General features: G+C 65.3%; 18 protein-coding genes, 1 rRNA gene and 1 pseudogene. 14 read left to right on the top strand and 6 right to left on the bottom strand.

All coding sequences use genetic code 11. The annotated features are described in order from the left end of the window. The 12 genes from AC5RVN_RS06535 to AC5RVN_RS06480 form a co-directional block, all read left to right on the top strand. Window positions 1–182: hypothetical protein (locus tag AC5RVN_RS06535; RefSeq protein WP_494137415.1), on the top strand; the 182-nt coding region annotated here is incomplete at its 5' end. A gap of 78 nt (window positions 183–260) precedes the next feature. Continuing rightward, window positions 261–377: ribosomal RNA gene (rrf, locus tag AC5RVN_RS06530) — 5S ribosomal RNA — on the top strand. A 490-nt stretch (window positions 378–867) separates the two neighbouring features. Continuing rightward, complete coding sequence (locus AC5RVN_RS06525; RefSeq protein WP_494137414.1) at window positions 868–2742, top strand: tetratricopeptide repeat protein; 1875 nt, start codon at window positions 868–870, stop codon at window positions 2740–2742. A 6-nt stretch (window positions 2743–2748) separates the two neighbouring features. Continuing rightward, window positions 2749–3738: an HAD-IIA family hydrolase gene (locus tag AC5RVN_RS06520; RefSeq protein ID WP_494105662.1), complete on the top strand. Its 990-nt coding sequence runs from the start codon at window positions 2749–2751 to the stop codon at window positions 3736–3738. A gap of 9 nt (window positions 3739–3747) precedes the next feature. After that, window positions 3748–3999 carry a hypothetical protein gene (locus tag AC5RVN_RS06515; RefSeq protein ID WP_494105661.1) on the top strand — a complete coding sequence of 84 codons (252 nt, stop codon included), beginning with the start codon at window positions 3748–3750 and terminating at the stop codon, window positions 3997–3999. Continuing rightward, window positions 3999–4814 carry a TlyA family RNA methyltransferase gene (locus tag AC5RVN_RS06510; protein WP_494105660.1) on the top strand — a complete coding sequence of 272 codons (816 nt, stop codon included), beginning with the start codon at window positions 3999–4001 and terminating at the stop codon, window positions 4812–4814. Before AC5RVN_RS06515 ends, AC5RVN_RS06510 begins: the two co-directional genes overlap by 1 nt. Before the next feature lie 13 nt (window positions 4815–4827). Beyond that, on the top strand, window positions 4828–5853 hold the full coding sequence (locus tag AC5RVN_RS06505; protein ID WP_494039383.1) for an NAD kinase: 1026 nt from the start codon (window positions 4828–4830) through the stop codon (window positions 5851–5853). A gap of 3 nt (window positions 5854–5856) precedes the next feature. After that, window positions 5857–7596, top strand: a complete 1740-nt coding sequence (gene recN, locus AC5RVN_RS06500; protein ID WP_494137413.1) for a DNA repair protein RecN — start codon at window positions 5857–5859, stop codon at window positions 7594–7596. Window positions 7597–7709: 113 nt separating this feature from the next. Next, a complete protein-coding gene (pyrG, locus tag AC5RVN_RS06495) occupies window positions 7710–9479 on the top strand; it encodes a CTP synthase (protein ID WP_494039385.1) in 1770 nt (589 codons plus the stop codon). A 26-nt stretch (window positions 9480–9505) separates the two neighbouring features. Continuing rightward, window positions 9506–10165 (top strand): NUDIX domain-containing protein, encoded by a 660-nt coding sequence (locus AC5RVN_RS06490; protein ID WP_494137412.1) that lies wholly within the window; start codon window positions 9506–9508, stop codon window positions 10163–10165. Next, window positions 10165–11193, top strand: coding sequence for a site-specific tyrosine recombinase XerD (gene xerD, locus AC5RVN_RS06485; protein ID WP_494137411.1), 1029 nt, complete (start codon window positions 10165–10167; stop codon window positions 11191–11193). The genes AC5RVN_RS06490 and xerD overlap by 1 nt, the downstream gene beginning before the upstream one ends. Window positions 11194–11195: 2 nt before the next feature. Next, a complete protein-coding gene (locus AC5RVN_RS06480) occupies window positions 11196–11678 on the top strand; it encodes an 8-oxo-dGTP diphosphatase (protein WP_494137410.1) in 483 nt (160 codons plus the stop codon). 75 nt (window positions 11679–11753) lie between these two features. Here AC5RVN_RS06480 and AC5RVN_RS06475 read toward each other — a convergent pair whose 3' ends face one another. The 6 genes and pseudogenes from AC5RVN_RS06475 to AC5RVN_RS06450 form a co-directional block, all read right to left on the bottom strand. Further along, window positions 11754–12893: a bifunctional 2-methylcitrate synthase/citrate synthase gene (locus AC5RVN_RS06475; RefSeq protein ID WP_494137409.1), complete on the bottom strand. Its 1140-nt coding sequence runs from the start codon at window positions 12891–12893 to the stop codon at window positions 11754–11756. A gap of 58 nt (window positions 12894–12951) precedes the next feature. Then, on the bottom strand, window positions 12952–13854 hold the full coding sequence (gene prpB / locus AC5RVN_RS06470; RefSeq protein WP_494137408.1) for a methylisocitrate lyase: 903 nt from the start codon (window positions 13852–13854) through the stop codon (window positions 12952–12954). After that, window positions 13854–15374: an MmgE/PrpD family protein gene (locus AC5RVN_RS06465; RefSeq protein ID WP_494137407.1), complete on the bottom strand. Its 1521-nt coding sequence runs from the start codon at window positions 15372–15374 to the stop codon at window positions 13854–13856. The genes prpB and AC5RVN_RS06465 overlap by 1 nt, the downstream gene beginning before the upstream one ends. Further along, a pseudogene (locus AC5RVN_RS06460) lies at window positions 15370–16024 on the bottom strand (GntR family transcriptional regulator); the annotation flags it as partial. The gene AC5RVN_RS06465 and the pseudogene AC5RVN_RS06460, both read right to left, overlap by 5 nt. A gap of 141 nt (window positions 16025–16165) precedes the next feature. Further along, complete coding sequence (locus AC5RVN_RS06455) at window positions 16166–16879, bottom strand: response regulator (RefSeq protein WP_494137406.1); 714 nt, start codon at window positions 16877–16879, stop codon at window positions 16166–16168. Continuing rightward, window positions 16876–18510, bottom strand: a complete 1635-nt coding sequence (locus AC5RVN_RS06450) for a sensor histidine kinase (RefSeq protein WP_494137405.1) — start codon at window positions 18508–18510, stop codon at window positions 16876–16878. The genes AC5RVN_RS06455 and AC5RVN_RS06450 overlap by 4 nt, the downstream gene beginning before the upstream one ends. Before the next feature lie 138 nt (window positions 18511–18648). Here AC5RVN_RS06450 and AC5RVN_RS06445 point away from each other — a divergent pair, with 138 nt between their 5' ends. Together AC5RVN_RS06445 and AC5RVN_RS06440 are read left to right on the top strand one after the other, a co-directional pair. Next, the gene (locus tag AC5RVN_RS06445) at window positions 18649–19998 is read left to right on the top strand and encodes a cation:dicarboxylate symporter family transporter (protein WP_494137404.1); all 1350 of its coding nucleotides are present in this window, start codon (window positions 18649–18651) and stop codon (window positions 19996–19998) included. A 243-nt stretch (window positions 19999–20241) separates the two neighbouring features. Further along, window positions 20242–21141: a ParA family protein gene (locus tag AC5RVN_RS06440; protein ID WP_104045332.1), complete on the top strand. Its 900-nt coding sequence runs from the start codon at window positions 20242–20244 to the stop codon at window positions 21139–21141. The last annotated feature ends 4 nt before the right edge of the window (window positions 21142–21145 follow it).

Below are 21145 nucleotides of genomic sequence, written 5' to 3'. Positions count from 1 at the left end.
TCGTGAAGCTGACCGGTACTAATAGGCCGATAACTTACACCACACACCACCGCGTGAACGGCATTCAAAAGACGTTCACACCCCGCGGTGGTAAAAAAGATAACAAGACTGCTTGCGTCCACTATGTGGTTCCCGAACAACAAACCAAACCGGTTCATTGTTGCAGGGAACACCACAACTAAATAACAACACCACCACTGCCCCCAGGGGCAGGAGTTGTAACCACAGATTTCCCACCCCCAACCGGGTGGGGCAAGGGTTACGGCGGTCATAGCGTGGGGGAAACGCCCGGTCCCATTCCGAACCCGGAAGCTAAGACCCACAGCGCCGATGGTACTGCACCCGGGAGGGTGTGGGAGAGTAGGTCACCGCCGGACATAAATTACCAGTAGGGCCCTGACAAACGACGTCAGGGCCCCACTGCTTTAACCACCACCCCACGGCGAGCACCAGCAAAGCCGGCACCACACCTCATGCCAGCCCCCGGCCGAAACCCTCTCTCACTTTCTGCACGTTTCTGGCGGACGCTCCTTCACCCTCAGCGTCGGAATTGCCTTCCGCCCAGGTTGCCCCAGCTGCCGACCGGCCACCTTCCGCGCCGCAGAATGTGCGAGAGCGTTGGGCTGGGAGCTGCCTTAACTGCGAGAGCGTTGGGCTGGGAGCTGCGTTAAGTGGGAGAGGGTGTGAACATTGCCACGATGCGCTTCCAGGCGAGAGCTCTGTCCTGTCCGGCGGGGCGATTCCACTAGAATTGATGCAGATGTACGGACTTCGAAGCGCTTGATTTCGGGTTGCGTAGGAAAACGAAACACGGATACGAGCGGCTGCAGTTGCGCCAGTGGTCGGCTCACAACAGGAGGAATCCACATGGCTGAGCACAACGGCGGCAACCGCGGCGGACAGGACCGCGGCGGGTTCCGCGGCAACAACAATTCCGGCGGTGACCCCCGCGGATTCCGTTCCCGGACCACCCGGGACAACAACGATTCCCCGGGCCGGCCAGCCGGCGGCGGAGAGCGCAAGCCTTACGGTGACCGGGACAAGAAGCCTTTTGGTGACCGTCCGCGCCGTGACGGCGAGGGCGACCGTCGCAGTTTTGGCGGCGGAGAGCGCAAGCCTTACGGTGACCGGGACAAGAAGCCTTTTGGTGACCGTCCGCGTCGTGAGGGTGAGGGCGAGCGCCGTAGCTTTGGAGCCGGTGACCGTGACCGCAAACCCTCCGGGGACCGTCCGCGCCGCGATGGCGAGGGAGAACGCCGGGGTTTCTCCGGTGGTGAGCGCAAACCGTTCGGTGACCGTGACCGCAAGCCTTACGGTGACCGGGACAAGAAGCCTTTTGGTGACCGTCCGCGTCGTGAGGGTGAGGGCGAGCGCCGTAGCTTTGGAGCCGGTGACCGTGACCGCAAGCCTTACGGCGACCGCGACCGCAAACCCTTTGGTGATCGCGAAAACCGCTCCTTTGGTGACCGACCGCGCCGTGACGGTGAGGGCGACCGCCGGAGTTTTGGCGGGGGAGAGAACCGGAAGCCTTTCAGCGACCGTCCGGGCCGCGGCGACCGCCAGGACCGTGCGCCCCGGAGCTTTGACCGCGACGCCGGACCCCGCACCTTTGACCGCGACGCCGGACCCCGGAGCTTTGACCGCGACGCGGGACCCCGCACCTTTGGCCGGGACCGCCAGGAAGAGCGTCCTGCCCGCGTTCCCAACCTGCGCGACCTCCGAAGCGCCAACCGTCCGGATCGCGAACGGTCTCCCCAGATTGACGACGATGTTACCGGGAAAGAGCTGGACCGGGCCACGCAGCACCAGATCAAGACTCTCGAGGCCGCCAGCGCGGAGTGGGTTGCCCGCCACCTGGTGATGGCCGGCCGCTTGATTGACGACGAGCCGGAACTGGCGTTCCAGCACGCCCTTGCTGCCAGCCGGCGCGGTGGAAGGCTCGCTGCTGTCCGCGAAGCTGTTGGACTTACGGCCTATGCTGCCGGCCACTACGGCGAGGCGCTTCGGGAATTCCGGACCTACCGCCGGATCAGCGGCTCCAACGTACATCTGCCGGTGATGGCTGACTGCGAACGCGGCCTCGGGCGTCCGGACCGTGCGCTGGACGTAGTACGGTCCGAGGAAGCCCAGGACCTCGACGCTCCCGGCAAGGCCGAGCTCGCCATCGTGGCTGCCGGCGCGCGTACCGACCTCGGCCAGCTCGACGCCGCCGTGGCCGAACTGGAGATCCCGCAGCTGGACATCAACCGTGCGTTCTCCTACAGCCCCCGCCTCTTCCGCGCTTACGCGGACGCACTCGCCGCAGTGGGCCGTACCGCCGAGGCGGAGAAGTGGCAGAAGCAGGCGGTGGTGGCGGAGAACGCCCTCGGCCTGGGCGTTGACGAAGAACCCGACATTATCGACCTGGGCTGGGACGAGCAGGAGGAAGCCCGCGAGGAAGCAGAACGCCGGCGCTTGCTGGACCGCGCCTCTTCCGCTTCGGCTTCAGCTGCTCCCGCTGACACGCGTGCAACAACCGGCGCAGCCGCAATATCTGAAGCCGTCCCAAAAGAGGCATCCGGAGCAGGCCACGCCGTCGACGCCAGCATCGATGACGAGGAACCGGACTACTTCGTTTCCGACGACGCCGAATCTGACGAGGACTCGGTCGAAACCGATGAACTGGACCACGACGGAGAGGAACTGCCCGCCGGCAACGCTCCTGAAGATCAGCAGGATCACCAGGATCGCCGGGAAGACTAAAGGCCAATGACAGAAGCGACTCTGATTTCCCGGTTCGATGCACTGCTCGCAGACCTGGACGGCGTGGTCTATGCAGGACCGCACGCCATCCCGGATGCGGTGGAATCACTCCAGCAGCTGGCGGGCCTGGGGGTGAGCCTGGGCTATGTGACGAACAACGCCTCGCGCCGTCCTGCCGATGTCGCAGCGCATCTCCGGGAGCTCGGTGCACCCGCCGATGACGACCAGGTGGTGAGCTCATCCCAGGCTGCTGCCGAGTTGCTGGCCTCTGAGCTGCCCTCAGGTTCCAAAGTGCTTGTCACCGGAAGCCCTGCCCTGGCACACGAAATCGACCTGGTTGGCCTGGTTCCCGTGTATGGCCAGGAGGAGGACCCTGTGGCGGTGGTCCAGGGCTTTAACCCGGCCATCGGCTGGAAGGAACTCGCTGAGGCAGCCTACGTGGTATCTGCCGGCGCGATGTGGGTGGCTACCAACACTGACATGACCGTACCGCAGGCCCGCGGCATCGCACCCGGAAACGGCACCCTTGTCGCGGCGGTCACCGCCGCTACAGGCCAAACACCCCGCGTCGCCGGCAAACCTGAGGCGCCGCTTTTCCACTCCGCCGCAAAGCGGCTTGCCGCCGAGCGTCCCCTGGTGGTCGGCGACCGGCTGGACACAGATATCCTGGGCGGCAACAACGCAGGCTTCGCCACCGTGGCGGTCCTTACCGGCGTCGACACCCGGCTGACCATCCTGGCTGCCCGCTCTGCTGAACGCCCTAAATACATCATCAGTTCCCTGGCCGGCTTGCACCGCCCGTACCCGCCAGTCACGGAAGCCGACGGTACCTACACCTGTGGCGAGACATCCGCACGTGTGGCAAACGGCGCCGTCGGCATCATTGGCGCCCAGGACAACCTCGATTCGTGGCGTGCGGCGTGCGCCGCGTGGTGGGCAGCGACACCGGACGCCTCCACGCCCCAGGCGCCGAAGCTCGTGTGGATGGATCACTAGGCTGGTTGCATGTCTGTGCTGAGCCAACCCGACCATCCAACAGCAGCCCAGCCCTCCCCGGACTGGCCGCAAGCCGGCCAGGCCGAGGTGGCGGACCCTCTGGTCCAACAGTCCCTCGGCCGCCTGGACGCTTTGCGCCGGACACCGGTGGCGGAGCATGAAGCGGTTTACAGCGAACTCCATGATGAACTGCGCGCCGCCCTGGACGCCGATCCGGCGGAGCACCACCGCGCCCGGATCAGGAATTCGGACGGCGCCTGATGCCGCTGCGCCTTGACCAGGCGTTGGTTGCGCGCGGCCTTGCCCGGTCCCGCACCCATGCCGCCATGCTGATAGCTGAAGGAAAAGTTAGCTCGTCGGGCCAAGTGCTCGGCAAGGCATCACTCCAGGTTCCTGAGGACAAAGACCTCGTGGTCCGGCACGACGGGCAGGACAGCTACGTGAGCCGCGCCGGGCACAAACTGGCAGGGGCCCTCGATGCCTTTCCCGAAGTTTCTCCCGCCGGGAAAAGGTGCTTTGACGCCGGCGCCTCCACCGGCGGCTTCACTGATGTGCTGCTCCGGCGCGGCGCCTCGCGGGTGGTGGCGGTCGACGTCGGGCATGGCCAGCTGGTCCCTCAGCTGCGGGACGATCCGCGCGTGGAAGTCCACGAGGGACTCAACGTCCGCTACATGAAGCCGCAGGACATAGGCGGCGCGGCTTCGCTGACCGTGGCTGACCTGTCCTTTATTTCCCTGACCCTGGTAGTGCAGCCGCTGGCGGATTGCACCGAGCCGGGCGGTGACCTGGTGCTGATGGTGAAGCCGCAATTCGAGATCGGCAAGGACCGCCTGGGCCGCACCGGGGTAGTCACCTCTGAACGGGAACGCCGGATGGCGGTGGAGAAAGTGGCCCGGGCAGCGCAGGAGGCGGGACTGGAGCTCGCCGGCCTTGCCCAGAGCCCGCTGCCCGGCCAGGACGGAAACGTTGAATACTTCCTGTGGATAAAGCGCAGGATCAACCAAGAGTTGCCTAAGATCGAAGAGCGAGACGCAGCCACCGCTGCCTTGCTCGGACGTATCTGGCACAACCACTAGAAAGCGGAACCTGATGAGCAGGCGTGTACTGGTCCTCGCCCACACTGGCCGTGAGGAATCTTTGAAGGCCGCCTGGGAGGCCTGCGCCCAGCTTCACGCCTCCGGCATAGTCCCGGTCATGCAGGAATCAGAGCTGGATGACATGGAAAGGTTCTTCGGACACCTCGCCCAGCCCGTGGAGGTGCTCCACGACCACGTCCAGCTCCCCGACGTTGAACTGGTGATGGTCCTCGGCGGGGACGGAACGATCCTGCGCGCGGCCGAACTGGTCCGGGAAGTGGACGTGCCGCTGCTCGGCGTCAACCTCGGCCACGTGGGCTTCCTCGCCGAAAGCGAACGGGCGGACCTGGCCCAAACCGTCGAATGGATCGCCAGCCGCGAATACACGGTGGAAGAGCGCATGACCATTGACGTCCAGGTGTGGGTCCGGGGACAGAAGATCTGGCACACCTGGGCCTTGAATGAGGCCGCAATCGAGAAGGCCAACCGCGAACGCATGCTCGAGGTGGTTACCGAGGTGGACCAGCGTCCGCTCACCTCCTTCGGCTGTGACGGCATCGTTGTTGCCACTCCCACGGGATCAACGGCCTACGCATTTTCAGCGGGCGGTCCTGTGGTGTGGCCGGAGGTGGAGGCACTCGTCATTGTCCCCATCAGCGCGCACGCACTCTTTGCCAAGCCGCTGGTGGTCTCGCCCCGCTCACGCCTCGCTGTCGAAGTCCTCGGCCGCACAGATGCCCAGGGCGTCCTCTGGTGTGACGGCCGGCGCTCCGTGGATCTGCCGCCGGGCGCCCGGGTGGAAGTGACGAAGTCAGCAACTCCTGTGCGGCTGGCGCGGACCCATCAGACCCCGTTCTCGGCGCGGCTGGTGCGGAAGTTCGAACTGCCCATCCACGGCTGGCGGGGACCCGTCCCCAAAGCCGAATCCATCCACACGGGCCCCATTCCCATCGTCCGGACACCCCGGCCCATGCCGCCGCTCCAGGTGGCCGGCAGCGGGCAGCCGGACGCCGATCCCGATCCCTCAACCGCAAAGTGAACCATGCTTGAAGAACTGAGAATCCGCGATCTGGGCGTCATTACTGACGCAACTCTGCCGCTGGGCCCCGGGCTCAGCGTGGTCACCGGCGAAACCGGTGCCGGAAAAACCATGGTGGTCACCGCCGTCGGCCTTCTCCTGGGAGCCCGAGCGGACGCCGGCGCCGTCCGCAGCGGTGCCAAGAGCGCAACTGCAGAGGCCGTGATTAAGCTCGATTCCGGCCACCCCGCCATTGCGCGCGCCCTCGACGCAGGTGCCGAAGCGGAAGAGTTCGACGGCGGCGCTGAGCTGATCCTCGCGCGCCGGCTTGGCTCAGATGGCCGCAGCCGTGCTTTCCTGGGCGGGCGTGCCGCACCGGTGGGTGTCCTTGCCGAGATCGGCGAAACGCTTGTTGTGGTCCACGGCCAGTCGGACCAGATCCGGCTCAAAGGCGCGGCAGCGCAGCGCGGGGCGCTGGATAAGTTCGCGGGCGAATCGTTGGCCGGTCCGCTGGGCGCCTACCAGGACCTTTACAGCCACTGGAAGTCAATCCAGGCAGAGCTGGACTCGCTCCGCAGCGCCGCCCGGGACCGGCTCCGGGAAGCCGAGTCCCTGGAGGCGGCACTGGCTGAGATTGACGACGTGGACCCGCAGCCGGGGGAGGACGAACTCCTCAAAGCAGAGGCAGTCAAGCTCGCCAACGTCGAGGAACTGCGGATTGCGGCGAGCACCGCCCACCAGGCCCTGATCGCCGAGGACTTTGGCGAAGCAGGCGACGCAACAACCCTGGTGGATGCCGCCAAGCGCACCCTGGAGCACGTGGCTGAGCACGATGCCGAGCTCGGTTCCGCAGCAGCCCGGCTGGCTGAGGTGGGGTTCCTGCTGAACGATATCGCCACCGAACTGGCCAGCTACCAGGCCGGGCTGGACAGCGAAGGACCTGAACGGCTCGCCGAGATCGAGGACCGGCGCGCCGTCCTGGCCAAGCTGATCCGCAAGTACGCGCCCTCCGTCGACGAAGTCCTCCAATGGGCTGACAATGCCCGGGTGCGCTTTGAAGAGCTGCAGGACGATTCAACCCGGATCGAAACTTTGGACGCCGAGGTGACCCGGGCCGGGGCGGACCTGCAGAAGCAGGCGGCGGCCATCACTAAAATCAGGACCAAAGCGGCCAAGGAGCTTTCATCCCGCGTCAGCGCTGAACTGAAGGCCCTGGCCATGGCCGATGCCACATTGGTGATCAACCTCGAGGGCACTGGCCAGCCGGGACCGCATGGCGCGGACGAAATCAGTTTCCTGCTGCAGCCGCACTCAGGAGCTCCCGCCAGGCCGCTGGGCAAGGGGGCGTCCGGCGGTGAGCTGTCGCGCGTCATGCTGGCCATCGAGGTGGTGCTGGCCGCCGTCGACCCGGTTCCCACGTTTGTCTTCGACGAAGTGGACGCCGGAGTGGGCGGACGCGCCGCCGTCGAGATCGGCCGCCGTCTGGCCATGCTGGCACGCCACGTGCAGGTGCTGGTGGTTACCCACCTGCCGCAGGTGGCCGCCTTCGCGGATCAGCACATTACGGTCACCAAAACCTCCGTGAGGGGAGCGGACGGCAAGACAGCCACCGGTTTCACCTCAAGTGATGTCCGACTCCTCGCCGGCCCGGAACGGGTGCGCGAACTGGCCCGGATGCTGGCCGGCCAGGAAGACTCGGAGTCGGCGCAGGCACATGCGCAGGAGCTGCTGGACGACGCCAAACTGCTGCCACAGCGGGCCTGACCCGTTGCCGGCCACGGACGGCCGGCCCGGCGGGCCCCTTGCCTGCCTCAAGTCCGGAGCCGCAGTATGGATCATTTGGGGAACAATTACCGGACCCGTGGAAGGCTCATTTGATGATAGGCTCGAATTCCGTGGTGCAGCGATCAAATTCCCGTGTAAATTCCCGGTTCCCGGGCTCGTCCAAGACGACCAAACACATCTTCGTAACCGGTGGTGTGGCGTCCTCGCTCGGTAAGGGACTGACGGCATCAAGCCTCGGTCATCTGCTGCGGGCACGCGGCCTGTCTGTAACTATGCAGAAGCTCGATCCCTACCTGAACGTGGATCCGGGCACGATGAACCCCTTCCAGCACGGCGAAGTCTTCGTCACTGACGACGGCGCCGAGACAGACCTGGACATTGGACACTACGAGCGCTTCCTCGACGAAAACCTCGAGGGCTCGGCCAATGTGACCACCGGCCAGGTGTACTCCACCGTCATCGCGAAGGAACGCCGCGGTGAGTACCTCGGCGACACCGTACAGGTCATTCCGCACATCACCGATGAGATCAAGCGCCGCATGCGCCTTCCCGCCGAAGGCAAGAACGCCCCGGACGTCATCATCACCGAAATCGGCGGGACCGTTGGCGACATCGAGTCCCAGCCGTTCCTCGAATCGGCCCGCCAGGTCCGCCAGGACATCGGCCGCACCAACGTTTTCTTCCTGCACGTGTCCCTGGTGCCGTACATTGGGCCCTCCCAGGAACTGAAGACCAAGCCCACCCAGCATTCCGTGGCGGCGCTGCGCTCCATCGGCATTCAGCCCGAAGCGATCGTTATCCGCTCAGACCGCGAAGTGCCGGACGCCATGCGCGAAAAAATCGGCCGGATGTGCGACGTCGACATCGACGCCGTGGTGAACGCCGCAGATGCCCCCAGCATCTACGACATCCCCAAGACCCTGCACAGCCAGGGCCTGGATTCGTACATTGTGCGTGCCCTGGACCTGCCGTTCAAGGACGTCGACTGGACCAGTTGGGACAAGCTGCTTGAGGCCGTCCACAACCCCAAGCACCACGTTGAAATCGCACTGGTGGGCAAGTACATCGACCTCCCGGACGCCTACCTGTCCGTCACTGAGGCACTGCGCGCCGGCGGCTTCGCCAATGATGCCAAGGTCAAGATCCGCTGGGTCCCCTCCGACGAGTGTGAAACCCGTGAAGGTGCCATCCAGGCCCTGGACGGGGTCAACGCCATCTGCGTCCCTGGCGGCTTCGGCATCCGCGGCCTGGAGGGCAAGCTCGGCGCCCTCAAGTTTGCCCGCGAAACCAAGCTTCCCGTGCTGGGACTCTGCCTGGGCCTGCAGTGCATGGTCATTGAGTACGCCCGCAACGTTGTGGGGCTGGAGGGGGCTTCCTCCAGCGAGTTCGAGCCGGACTCCAAGTACCCCGTCATCGCCACGATGGAAGAGCAGCTGGAGTTTGTTGAAGGCGGCGGCGACCTCGGCGGCACCATGCGCCTGGGCCTCTACGAAGCCAAGCTTGATGCCGGCTCGGTGATCGCCGGGACGTACGGCAAGACCACCGTCAGCGAACGCCACCGCCACCGCTACGAGGTGAACAACAAGTACCGTGAGCAGATCGCAGCCGAGGGGCTCGTCTTCTCCGGCACGTCGCCGGACGGCAAGCTGGTGGAGTTCGTCGAGCTCCCCGCTGACGTACACCCGTACTACGTGGCCACCCAGGCGCACCCCGAGCTGAGCTCGCGCCCCACGCGTCCGCACCCGCTGTTCGCAGGGCTTGTGAAGGCAGCCCTGGACCACCAGGAGGGCGCCGACACGGCCGCCGGCCTTGGTGCTGTTGCTCCGGAGGCCGAGCAGTCCGGTACGGTAGCCGCTAAGTAGTTCCCGCACGACAAAAGGACGGCGCGATGCCCGGTACACCTGAAGCCACCCATGTAGTCCAGGTTTCGGATGCACCGAGCCCGCGCCGTCTTTTGTCTACGGAAAAGGTTTACGAGGGCCGGATCTGGGACGTGGTCAGTGACACCTTCCTGCTGCAGGAAACGGGGGAGGCCCTCACCCGGGACTACATTGAACACCCCGGCGCCGTGGCCGTCCTGCCCATGAACGACGACGGCGAGATCCTCCTTCTGAAGCAGTACCGGCACCCGGTGGGTATGGACCTCTGGGAGATTCCCGCCGGGCTGCTTGACATCGAAGGTGAGGACTTCCTGGTGGGCGCCGCCCGTGAGCTCGCCGAAGAGGCAGATCTCGCTGCCGGCACCTGGAATGTCCTGGCCGACTTCTTCAACTCACCCGGTTCCTCCAGCGAGGCCATTCGAATTTACCTGGCCCGAAACCTCACCTACGTCCCGCACCATGAGCGTCATTTGCGGACGGACGAGGAAGCCGAGATCGAGTTTCACTGGATCGCCCTTGACGACGCCGTGCAGTCCGTTCTGGCCGGCCTGCTCCACAACCCGTCCGCCGTCGTCGGGATTCTCGCCGCTGCAGCGGCCCGCGCTGAGGGATATGCCACTCTCCGCCCCGCGGACGCGCCCTGGCCCGCGCACCCCAGCCAGCGCTGATGGTCCCTGGTCCCTCTGCTAAGCTGGCTCCTGCTGCACCGGTTCAGGAAGCTCCGGAACAGATCAGTGACGCCGCGCGGCCAGTTGCCCCGCCACCGGCCATTGACCGCGGCATCACGGACTACCTGCAGCACATGGGCGTTGAACGGGGCGTTGCAGCCAACACGCTGGCGGCCTACCGCAGGGACTTGGCCCGGTACTCCCGGCACCTGGCCGCAGCCGGCTGCAGCCGCCCCGAAGACATCACCCGCCACCATGTGACAGGCTTCGTGCGCGCCCTTACGGACGGGTCCGACGGCGGGTCCGCCCTCGGCGTGCGCTCCGCCGCCAGGACAGTGGTGGCCGTCAGGGGGCTGCACAAGTATTGGGCCCTGGAAGGGTTCACCACCACGGACCCCGCCAGTGATGTACACCCGCCTATGCCCGGGAAGCGCTTGCCAAAAGCCATCAGCGTGGACGAGGTCACCAGGATCCTGGAGGCGGCCGGAACCGACACTGCCACCGGGCTCCGCGACCGCGCACTCCTGGAATTCCTGTACTCCACCGGCGCCCGCATCAGCGAGGCGGTGGGGCTGGACGTGGATGACATCTCCCTGCAGGAGCCGGAGACGGGGCCGGCCATCGTACGGCTGTTCGGAAAAGGCTCCAAGGAACGGCTGGTACCGCTGGGTTCCTACGGCGCCCGTGCCCTCGATTCCTACCTGGTCCGCGGCCGCCCGCTGCTGGCCGCGAAGGGAAAGGGGACGCCGGCGTTGTTCCTTAACGCCCGCGGCGGCCGCATCAGCCGCCAGAGTGCCTGGACCATCCTGAAGGCTGCCGCGGAGAAGGCCAACATCACCAGGGACGTCTCACCGCACACCCTCCGGCACTCCTTCGCCACACACCTGCTCGAAGGCGGCGCGGACGTGCGCGTGGTCCAGGAGCTGCTGGGGCACGCGTCCGTGACCACAACCCAGGTCTACACACTGGTCACCGCGGACACCCTGCGTGAGATTTACGCCGCAGCACACCCGCGGGCACTGGGCTGATCGTGGCTGCTGCCGCAGTAGCACTGTGTTTCCTGCTCCGCGAGGTGGACGGCGCCTCCCAAGTCCTGCTGGGGATGAAAAAGACCGGCTTCGGGCGTGGAAAGATCGTCGGCATCGGCGGCCATGTGGAAGCGGGGGAAACTGATGCGGAAGCAGCCATCCGGGAGGTTCGGGAGGAAGCCGACGTGGGAATCCTTCCCGGTGACCTGAGGGACGCCGGCATCGTGCGCTTCGTGTTTCCTGCCAAACCCGAGTGGGACATGGACACGCGGCTGTTCACCGCCGTCCGCTGGGAAGGCGAGCCCACCGAGAGCGATGAGATTGCTCCGGCCTGGTTCGACACCGCTGCCCTGCCGGTGGACCGGATGTGGCAGGACGCCGGCCACTGGCTGCCGGTGGTTCTCGAAGGCGGCAGGGTGAACATCGTGGTCACCATGGACAACGACAACGAAGCCGTCGCCTCCTCGGAAAGCCTCCTCTTTTAAGGCAATGAGCAACATACCGCGGCCCGGCCACCGGGAGGTGACCGGGCCGCCGTCGTACCTTGGCCGATGAGGCGCCTAAGGCAGGTGCCGCTCCTCGGGCCCCACGTATTCGCTCAGCGGCCGGATCAGGGAGTTGGCCTCCAGCTGCTCCATGATGTGCGCGGTCCACCCGGTAATGCGGCTGGCCACAAACAGGGGAGTGAAGGTGGGGGTATCGAAGCCCATGAGGTGGTAGGTGGGGCCGGCCGGATAATCGAGATTTGGCTTGATGCCCTTCGCCTCGTCCATGGCTGACTCCAGCCCGTTGTAGAGCCCCAGCAGCTCAGGGCGGCCGTAGTGGGCGATCATTTTGTCCAGGGCGGCCTTCATGGTGGGAACCCGTGAGTCACCATGCTTGTAGACGCGGTGACCGAAGCCCATGACTTTCTTTTTCTGGGCCAGCGCGTCTTCCATCCATGCCTTGGCGCGGGCCGCCGCTTCCTCCAGGGATTCCTGCGGCCGGATGCCGATCTCGTCGAAGGTGTGCATCACGGCCTCGTTGGCGCCGCCGTGCAATGGCCCCTTTAAAGCACCGATGGCTCCCGTCACCGCCGAGTGCAGATCCGCGAGCGTGGAGGTGATCACCCTGGCTGTGAAGGTCGAGGCATTGAAGGAGTGCTCGGCGTAGAGGATCATTGAGACGTTGAAGGCCTCCACCACCTCCGGCACCTGTTCCTCGCCGAAGGTCATCCACAGGAAATTCGCGGAATAGCCGAGGTCCTCACGGGGTTCGATGAGACCGTGCCCGTGGCGGCGGCGCTGGTCGTAGGCCACCACCGCCGGCATGGCCGAGAACAGGTCGATGGCTTTGGCCATGTTGGCCTCGCGGGAGGAGTCCTCAGCGAGGGGATGCCGGGCTCCCATCACCGAGGCGGCGGTCCGGCAGACATCCATCGGATGGGAGCTCTCCGGCAGCGCGTCGATAACCTGCTTGACCACCGGGTCCAGGTCGCGGCCCGCCCGCTCCCGGGCAGTGAACTCTGCCAGCTGCTGCCGGCCGGGCAGCTCACCATTCCACAGCAGGTAGGCCACTTCCTCGAAGCTGCACCTTGCGGCAAGCTCCTGGACCGGGTAGCCCCTGTAGAGCAGGGAATTGGTGTCCGGGTTGACCTTTGAGACGGACGTGTAATCCACCACGACGCCGGCAAGACCTTTTTTGATGTCCTCTTCAGCCATGCTGAAACTCCTTCGTTCCTGTCGCCTGTTGTGCCGGACCGGGCCGGCGTGGCTTTCCCTACTCCCCGGGGACCCGGAAATTGAATACTCCGCTGTCGAAGCGGTTATAGCCTTCGTAGTCAACGAGATCGTATAAGCGTGCGCGGGTCAGCATGCTGCCCACCTGCGCTTCCTGCGTGCCCTCAGCCTTGATCGATTCCAGCGTACGCTCGGCGGCGCCCATGGCACTACGGAGAAGCGTTACCGGATAGATGACCATGTTCACGCCGGCACGTTGAAGCTGCTCCGTGGTGAACAGGTCGCTTTTGCCGAACTCGGTCATGTTGGCAAGGATCGGCACGTTCACGGCTTCCCGGATGGCCCGGAACTCGCCAAGGTCCTTCATGGCCTCGGGGAAGATGGCGTCCGCTCCCGCTTCCACGAGGGCCCGGGCGCGGTCCTGCGCGGCCTCGAGCCCGTCCACGGCGCGGATGTCGGTGCGCGCCATGATGAGGAAGTTCGGGTCGCGGCGGGCGTCCGCGGCGGCCCGGATGCGTTTGGTTGCCGTCTCTAGGTCGACAACGTTTTTGCCGTCCAGGTGGCCGCAGCGCTTGGGGTTGAACTGGTCCTCGATGTGAAGTCCGGCCAAACCTGCGTTCTCAAGTTCCTGCACCGTCCGTGCCACGTTCATCGGTTCACCAAAGCCGGTGTCGGCGTCCACGATTGCGGGCAGGTCCGTCATGCGGGCGATTTGCCCGGCGCGGGTGGCCACTTCCGTGAGGGTGGTCAGGCCGATGTCGGGCAGGCCCAAATCATTGGCCAGGACGGCCCCGGAGATGTAGACGCCGTCAAAGCCCTTTTCCTCGATTAACCGGGCTGAGAGCGGGTTGAATGCCCCGGGGAACTGGGCGATGGTCCCGGCGGCCAGGAGTTCACGGAACCGGAGCCGCTTCTGCTCGGGGGTGACCTTGGAGTACAGCATCAGAAGAGTCCTTTGGGGGAGGCGGCGGGATCGATGACGCCGGGCGCCGCGGTGATGTTCAGCTGGTCCAGCTCGCCGGCAGCGAGCTCCGGCAGGCGTTCGACGGCGGCAAGGAACCGATCGATCTCCGCTTCCTCCACGAGGCCGGCGGCGAGGGTGCGGAACTTGTTGACGTACTGAGAACGGCCGAAGGGGCGGGCGCCGAGCGGGTGGGCGTCGGCAACGGCGATCTCATCCTTGAGGACGGTCCCGTCTGCGAGGGTGATTTCCACGGAGCCGCCGAAGGCCTTCTCCGAGATGTCCAGTGAGTGGTACCGGCGGGTCCACTCGGGGTCTTCCTCGGTGCTGACCTTTTGCCACAGGTCTACAGTGTCCGGGCGGGCAGCACGGGCGGGGGAGTAGGAGTCCAGGTGGTGCCAGGCGCCGTCCTGCAGGGCGACAGTGAAGATGTAGGGGATGGAGTGGTCAAGGGTTTCCCGTGAAGCGGTGGGGCTGTACTTCTGCGGATCGTTGGCCCCGGACCCGATGACGTTGTGGGTGTGGTGGCTGGTGCGGATCAGCACCGACTTCACGTTGGCGGGATCCGTAGCCTCAGGGTGCTTCCGGTTCAGCTTCCGCGCCAGGTCAATCCAGGCCTGCGCCTGGTACTCAGCGGAGTGTTCTTTGGTGTAGGTGTCCAGGATGGCCCGCTTGGCCTCGCCGGCTTCGGGCAGTGGTACCTGGTAGGAGGCGTCGGGGCCGTCCAGCAGCCAGGCGATCACCCCGTCCTCGCCTTCGTAAATGGGAACCGGGGAAGTCTGTCCGCGCATCGCCCGGTCTGCCGCTTCCACTGCCATCTTGCCGGCGAAGGCTGGGGCGTGGGCCTTCCACGTGGAGATCTCACCCTTGCGGGACTGCCGCGTGGCGGTGGTGGTGTGCAGGGCCTGTCCCACGGACTGGAAGATGGTTTCGACGTCGAGCCCCAGCAATGTTCCGATCCCCGCCGCGGCGGAAGGGCCCAAATGGGCAACATGGTCGATCTTGTGCTTGTGCAGGCAGATTGCCTTCACCAGGTTCACCTGGATTTCATATCCTGTGGCGATGGCACGCACCAGGTCCCGGCCGCTGGACCCTACATGCTGGCCCACGGCGAGGATCGGCGGAATGTTGTCCCCGGGGTGGGAGTAATCCGCCGCCAGGAACGTGTCATGGTAGTCCAGCTCACGCACCGCCACCCCATTGGCCCACGCCGCCCACTCAGGGGAGACGCGCTCGCCGATCCCAAAGACATGTGAGCCCTTTCCGCCGGAGCTGGGGCCGTGGGTGAGTGCCTGCGCCCGGGCTGCAATGATCGGTGCCCGGTTGAGCGAGGCGACTGCCACCGAAGCATTGTCAATAACGCGGTTGATCACCATGTCCGTGACGTCGGCGGGCACCTTTACGGGATCGGCTGCAACCTTCGCGATTTTGTACGCAAGCTGGTCCTCGCGCGGCAGGTTTTCTTCGCTTTTGTAAACGCGGACGTGGTGTTCCTTGACCATGGTGCTCCTTAGCGGGATGGGTGGGTGGCTTTGATGTGGCACAGGCTGCGGTGGAGGTGGAGGGTGGTGGCTGCCTGGGCCAGGCGCGGGTCCCGGGCCGCAATGGCCTCGGCGATGGTGGCATGCTCCGCCGCTGCTGCTGTGAGCCGGGAAGCGTCATCGGCAGCAAGGCGTCGGATGCGGACCAGATGGACCCGAAGGCTGCGCATGGCCTGGGCAAGGTAGGAATTGGAGATTGCGGAATCAACGGCGGTGTCCAGCCGGCCCACCAGCAGGTAATAGTCCTCCAGGGCGGGGGCAGCCCCGGTAAGGAGCGACGGTGCTGCCCGGAAGCCGACTTCGAGCTCCCGGAACGTTTCCGGATCGCCCCGTTCGGCGGCGAGGGCGGCTGCCTTGCCTTCCAGCGTCTCCCGGAGTTCGAACAGTTCGTCAATATCCTCCAGCGAAATATCTGTGACGACGACGCCGCGGCCGCCCGCCGCCGTCGTCAGTCCTTCTGCGGTCAGGCGCCCCAGCGCCTCCCGGAGTGGCGTGCGTGAGACGCCCAGGCGTTCTGCCTGCTCCACTTCGGCAAGCAGGGCGCCTGGCTGGAGGCGCCACTGGACGATGTCATCCCGCAGCGCGGCGTAGGCGCGGTCGCTTGCTCGCACTGGTTTCCCTTCGCTGGTGGAAGGCCAGTGTATACAGGAGGGCCTACCTTTTGCACCGTTCCCCGAAAAAAGACCCTCAACTCCCGCCGTGTGTATACAGCGGCTCTGCAGGTGCTCGATCCAGCCAATGTACAGGCCGGGTTAACGGCCGCTCCACCGGTATTCGTTCTCCGGCCGGCCCGGCGTGCCGTAGCGGGCTGTCCTGGATACCGTTCCGGCGTCGGCGAGGTACTCCAGGTAGCGGCGCGCGGTAACGCGGGACATGCCCAGCGCGTCCATGACCTCAGTGGCGGAGACGGCGCCGTGCTGCTGCTTTATGAACTCCTGGACCGAAGCCAGGGTGGACACCGAGAGGCCCTTCGGCAGGGGCAGTTCGGAGGGTGCCCGCAGGCTGGCAAACGCCTGGTCCACGTCCGTTTGGGAGGCCCCTGACTTCCCGTACCCGCCTTGCGGTCCGGCCAGTTGCTGCCGGAACTGCTGGTAGCTTGCCAGTTTGTCCGCAAAGGTTGCGTAGGTGAACGGCTTGATCAGGTATTGGACAACACCGATGGCAACGGCGCTGCGGACGATGGCCAGCTCCCGGACTGCTGTAATGGCGATGATGTCTGCAAGTATTCCTGCCGCCCTCATCCTGCGGGCAATGTCCAGGCCATGGAGGTCGGGCAGGTTCATGTCCAGCAGAACAAGTTCCACCGGGTTTCCCGCGGCGGCGAATTCGTTCATCAACCGCAGGGCTGACTGGCCGTCGGGGGCGGTGCCGGCGAGTTCGAAGCCTGGCAGCCGCCCCACGTAGGCTGCGTGCGCGGCGGCTGAGATGGCTTCGTCCTCCACAACGAGGACCCGGATGATGCTCACTGTTGGTGCTCCTTCTGTGCCGGCATTGCTGCGGGGAGGAACACCTCGAACTTGGCGCCCCGCCGTCCATTGATGGCAAGGCTGCCTCCCAGGCGCTGGACCGCCTGCCGTACCAGGGCGAGCCCAATGCCCCGGCCGCCGGGGCCTGCCGGTTTGGTGCTGTACCCGTGCCGCAGAATGTTCTCCGCTGCGGCCTGATCGATGGCGGGGCCGGAATCATGGACTGTGATGTCCAGTCCTTCCTCGTCGGACTCCACCGTGAGCTCCACCCGGCGCGGCGGCGGGCCGTCCGCCGCCGCGTCCATGGCGTTGTCCAGCAGGTTACCAAGGATGGTCACCAGGTCCTGGACGGCGATTCCGGCAACACTGGCTGAGCCGAGGGTTGCCACATCCAGCTGCACGCCGCGTTCGTGGGCTTCAGCCACCTTGCCCATCACCAGGGCACCAACAACGGGCTCATCCACGGAGCTGAGCATGTCATCGGTCAACTGCTGGCTAAGCTCCAGGTCCTTGGTGGCGAAGGCCAGGGCCTCCTGGGTGCGGCCCAGTTCCAGCAGGGAAACCATGGTGTGCAGCCGGTTGGCGTGTTCGTGCGTCTGGGCCCGGAGGGCATCGGAGAGGGTGCGCATTGTTTCCAGCTCGCTGCCGAGGGCTTCTATTTCTGTGCGGTCCCGCAATGTTGCCACGGTGCCGTACACGGGCGTTTTGCCGCGGCTGCCCGGGGATCCGGGCCCCTTGGCGGGACCCTGGTTGACCACCAGGATGCGCGAACCGGTCAGGATGATCTCGTCCTTGGCGCTCCGCCCGGACTCGAAGAGCGTCCGGAGCCCCTCCTCGAGCGGCAAGTCGGCCAGCGAGGGCGGACGGGCAGGGTCTTTGCTGGCGGGTCCTTCCAGGCCCAGCAGTTCCGCCGCCTGGTCGTTGTACATCACCACCTGGCCCTTTGTGTCGATGAGGATCAGTCCCTCCCGTACGGAATGCAGCACCGATTCGTAGTATGCAAACAGTTGGGCAAGCTGCTCCGGCCCCCAGCCGCGGGTGACCCGGCGGAGGTAGCGGCCCAGCAGCCACGACGCGAGCGAGCCCCCAACCAGCAGGGCCAGGCCGATGGCCAGGAGGGCGGGCAGGCGCCCGGCGAGGGCCACATCGATGGTCCGCACAGTCACGCCGACAGACACCATAGCCTTCAACGCTCCCGTGCCGTCCTTGACTGGAACGATGGAGCGGACTGATGGCCCAAGGGTTCCGGCCACCACCTCAGTGAAGGCCTCGCCGCGAAGCGCGGCCTCGATGGAACCAATGTAGGGCCGTCCGATTTCCTCGTTCCGGGGATGCGTCCACCGCGTCCGGTCCGGCGCCATGATGGTGATGAAGTCCACGCCGGTTGCCGCCATGACGTTATTGGCAAACGGCTGGAGGGTGGGGGACGGGTTTGGGGAAGCGGCCGCTTCCAACACCAGCGGACTGGCTGCGATGGCAGCTGCTATTCCCGCCATCCGCTGCCCCGCTTCGTCATAGGTGCGGTCGCGGGCGTCCACATACGTGGCCGTGCCAACCACGGCGATGAACGCCGCCACAATCAGCAGGTTCGCCACGAAGAGCCGTCGGGCGATACTCCAGCGGTGGATCATCTGTACCTCCCACGACCAATATGAACGCAACGGTGAGCTGGATCACCACGTGCCCAATGATGGATATCACACCGGAGGACGCGTAGTGCCCAGAGATTGTGCCGCAGCGTCTATCAGATTATCCAAAGGAGACACATCATGGCTTCTCAACGAGGAGAGTCGCTTGACACCGTGGGGACGCGGCGCAAGGGCATCGACAAATCGCATTACCTCTACATCGCCGTTATCGCCGCCGTCATCCTCGGCGCACTGGTCGGCCTGATGTTCCCTGAGGTTGGCAAATCCCTCAAGCCGCTCGGCGACGGGTTCATCAAGCTCATTAAGATGATGATCGCTCCGGTGATCTTCTGCACCATCGTCCTGGGCATCGGCTCCATCGCCAAGGCGGCCACGGTGGGCAAAGTGGGCGGCCTGGCGCTCGGTTACTTCGTCGCGATGTCGACGTTCGCGCTCGCGATCGGCCTGGTGGTGGGCAACCTGATCCACCCGGGCGAGGGCCTGAAGCTGGCGCCGTACGATCCCAACAAGAAGGCAGAGGTCGACAGCACCGTTGCCTTCCTGCTCAACATCATCCCGGGCGATATTCCGGTCCTGCCGACGCTGTTCGCCGCCATCCTCGTTGGCTTCGCGCTTCAGAAGATGGGCCCGCAGGGCGCGCCGATCCTCAAGGCCATCGGCCACGGCCAGGTACTGGTCTTCCGCATCCTGATCATGATCATGTGGCTCGCCCCCGTCGGCGCCTTCGGTGCCATCGCCGCCGTAGTTGGCGCCACAGGCTTCCAGGCCATCGTCAGCATGTTCACCCTGATGGCCGCCTTTTACATCACCTGCGCCCTGTTTATCGTCATCATCCTGGGCGGCCTGCTCAAGGTGGTTACCGGGGTCAACATCTTCAAGCTGATGAAGTACCTGGGCCGGGAGTACCTGCTCATCTTCTCCACGTCCTCCTCCGAAGCTGCCCTGCCCCGCCTGATCGCCAAGATGGAACACCTCGGCGTCTCCAAGCCTGTCGTCGGCGTCACGGTACCCACCGGCTACTCCTTCAACCTGGACGGCACGGCCATCTACCTGACCATGGCCTCTCTCTTCGTTGCCAACGCCATGGGAACCCCGCTGGACCTCGGCGCACAGATCTCCCTGCTGGTCTTCATGATCATCGCTTCCAAGGGTGCCGCCGGCGTCACCGGCGCCGGCCTGGCCACCCTTGCCGCCGGCCTGCAGGCACACAAGCCGGAACTGCTGGGCGGCGTGGGCATGATCGTCGGCATCGACCGGTTCATGTCCGAGGCCCGTGCCCTCACCAACTTCACCGGCAACGCTGTGGCCACCATCCTGATCGGCACGTGGGTCAAGGAGATCGACGGCGCCCAGGTGAACGACGTCCTCTCCGGCCGCGAACCGTTCGACGAGGCAACCATGATGGCGCACCACCACGGCGAGGTGGCGCACAAGGAAGAAGGAGCCCGGACGGTTCCCGCCAGCGCCTGATCCTCCTTACGGCGGAAGCTCTGCCGACAAGACAAAATTGCCCCCGCAGCCTTCGCTGCGGGGGCAATTTTGTCTTTTTACGAACCAACCTTCGACCTCAGCTAGAGGGTCAAGGCTCAACATCCGCAGAAAGTCAAGTTGCCTCGAATATCGTGTCGGGCGCTGTAACCTTGGGAAGAAGAAGGAGCGTTGCTGGCCAGCCAGCGGCAGGAAATCAACGTCATCGAAAGTGTGGATAGATACGTGAGCAGCGAACAGGGTTCAGCAACTCTGGAGGGCACGCAATTCGACCTGGAAGATGCGGTGATGGGACCCACCGGGCGCCCCTACCGTGAGTTCCCGGAACCAGCGCCCCTGGCCTCCCACGGTCCGGCCCGCGTCATTGCCATGGTCAACCAAAAGGGCGGCGTAGGGAAGACCACCTCCACCATCAACCTCGCGGCAGCACTGGCCGAGTACGGCCGCCGTGTGCTCCTGGTCGACTTTGATCCCCAGGGCGCACTGTCTGCCGGCCTGGGCGTTAACCCCCACGAACTCGACCTCACGGTCTATAACGTGCTGATGGACCGCAAGGTGGACATCCGTGACGCCATCCACCAGACCGGCGTCGAAAACGTGGACCTCCTGCCCGCAAACATCGACCTTTCCGCGGCGGAAGTCCAGTTGGTCAACGAGGTGGCCCGCGAGCAGGTCCTCGACCGTGCCCTCAAAAAAGTGGAGGACGATTACGACGTCGTCCTCATCGACTGCCAGCCGTCCCTTGGCCTCCTGACCGTCAACGCCCTCACCGCCGCGCACGGCGTCATCATCCCGCTCATCTGCGAGTTCTTCGCCCTGCGCGCTGTTGCGCTTTTGGTGGAGACCATCGACAAGGTCCAGGACAGGCTCAACCCGCGCCTGCAGGTGGACGGTGTTCTGGCCACCATGTACGACGCCCGGACGCTGCACAGCCGCGAGGTCATCACCCGCCTGGTGGAGGCCTTCGGGGACAAGGTTTTCGAAACTGTCATCAAGCGCTCCATCAAGTTCGCGGACGCTACTGTCGCAGCAGAACCGATCACCAGCTACGCGGGCAACCACGTGGGTGCCGACGCCTACCGCAGGCTGGCCAAGGAGCTGATTTCGCGCGGCGGCGCACCCTAGCCAC

The sequence above is a fragment of the Arthrobacter sp. sptzw32 genome (genome assembly GCF_059089735.1).
The sequence above is the reverse complement of the archived record's forward strand: the minus strand, read 5'-3'. Positions and strand labels throughout refer to the sequence as shown.

Excerpts from the sequence above, each read along its gene's own strand:
- AC5RVN_RS06525 (WP_494137414.1), top strand. The coding sequence starts at position 868 with ATGGCTGAGCACAACGGCGGCAACCGCGGCGGACAGGACCGCGGCGGG.
- AC5RVN_RS06520 (WP_494105662.1), top strand. The coding sequence starts at position 2,749 with ATGACAGAAGCGACTCTGATTTCCCGGTTCGATGCACTGCTCGCAGAC.
- AC5RVN_RS06515 (WP_494105661.1), top strand. The coding sequence starts at position 3,748 with ATGTCTGTGCTGAGCCAACCCGACCATCCAACAGCAGCCCAGCCCTCC.
- AC5RVN_RS06510 (WP_494105660.1), top strand. The coding sequence starts at position 3,999 with ATGCCGCTGCGCCTTGACCAGGCGTTGGTTGCGCGCGGCCTTGCCCGG.
- AC5RVN_RS06505 (WP_494039383.1), top strand. The coding sequence starts at position 4,828 with ATGAGCAGGCGTGTACTGGTCCTCGCCCACACTGGCCGTGAGGAATCT.
- recN (WP_494137413.1), top strand. The coding sequence starts at position 5,857 with ATGCTTGAAGAACTGAGAATCCGCGATCTGGGCGTCATTACTGACGCA.
- pyrG (WP_494039385.1), top strand. The coding sequence starts at position 7,710 with ATGATAGGCTCGAATTCCGTGGTGCAGCGATCAAATTCCCGTGTAAAT.
- AC5RVN_RS06490 (WP_494137412.1), top strand. The coding sequence starts at position 9,506 with ATGCCCGGTACACCTGAAGCCACCCATGTAGTCCAGGTTTCGGATGCA.
- xerD (WP_494137411.1), top strand. The coding sequence starts at position 10,165 with ATGGTCCCTGGTCCCTCTGCTAAGCTGGCTCCTGCTGCACCGGTTCAG.
- AC5RVN_RS06475 (WP_494137409.1), bottom strand. The coding sequence starts at position 12,893 with ATGGCTGAAGAGGACATCAAAAAAGGTCTTGCCGGCGTCGTGGTGGAT.
- prpB (WP_494137408.1), bottom strand. The coding sequence starts at position 13,854 with ATGCTGTACTCCAAGGTCACCCCCGAGCAGAAGCGGCTCCGGTTCCGT.
- AC5RVN_RS06465 (WP_494137407.1), bottom strand. The coding sequence starts at position 15,374 with ATGGTCAAGGAACACCACGTCCGCGTTTACAAAAGCGAAGAAAACCTG.
- AC5RVN_RS06450 (WP_494137405.1), bottom strand. The coding sequence starts at position 18,510 with ATGATCCACCGCTGGAGTATCGCCCGACGGCTCTTCGTGGCGAACCTG.
- AC5RVN_RS06445 (WP_494137404.1), top strand. The coding sequence starts at position 18,649 with ATGGCTTCTCAACGAGGAGAGTCGCTTGACACCGTGGGGACGCGGCGC.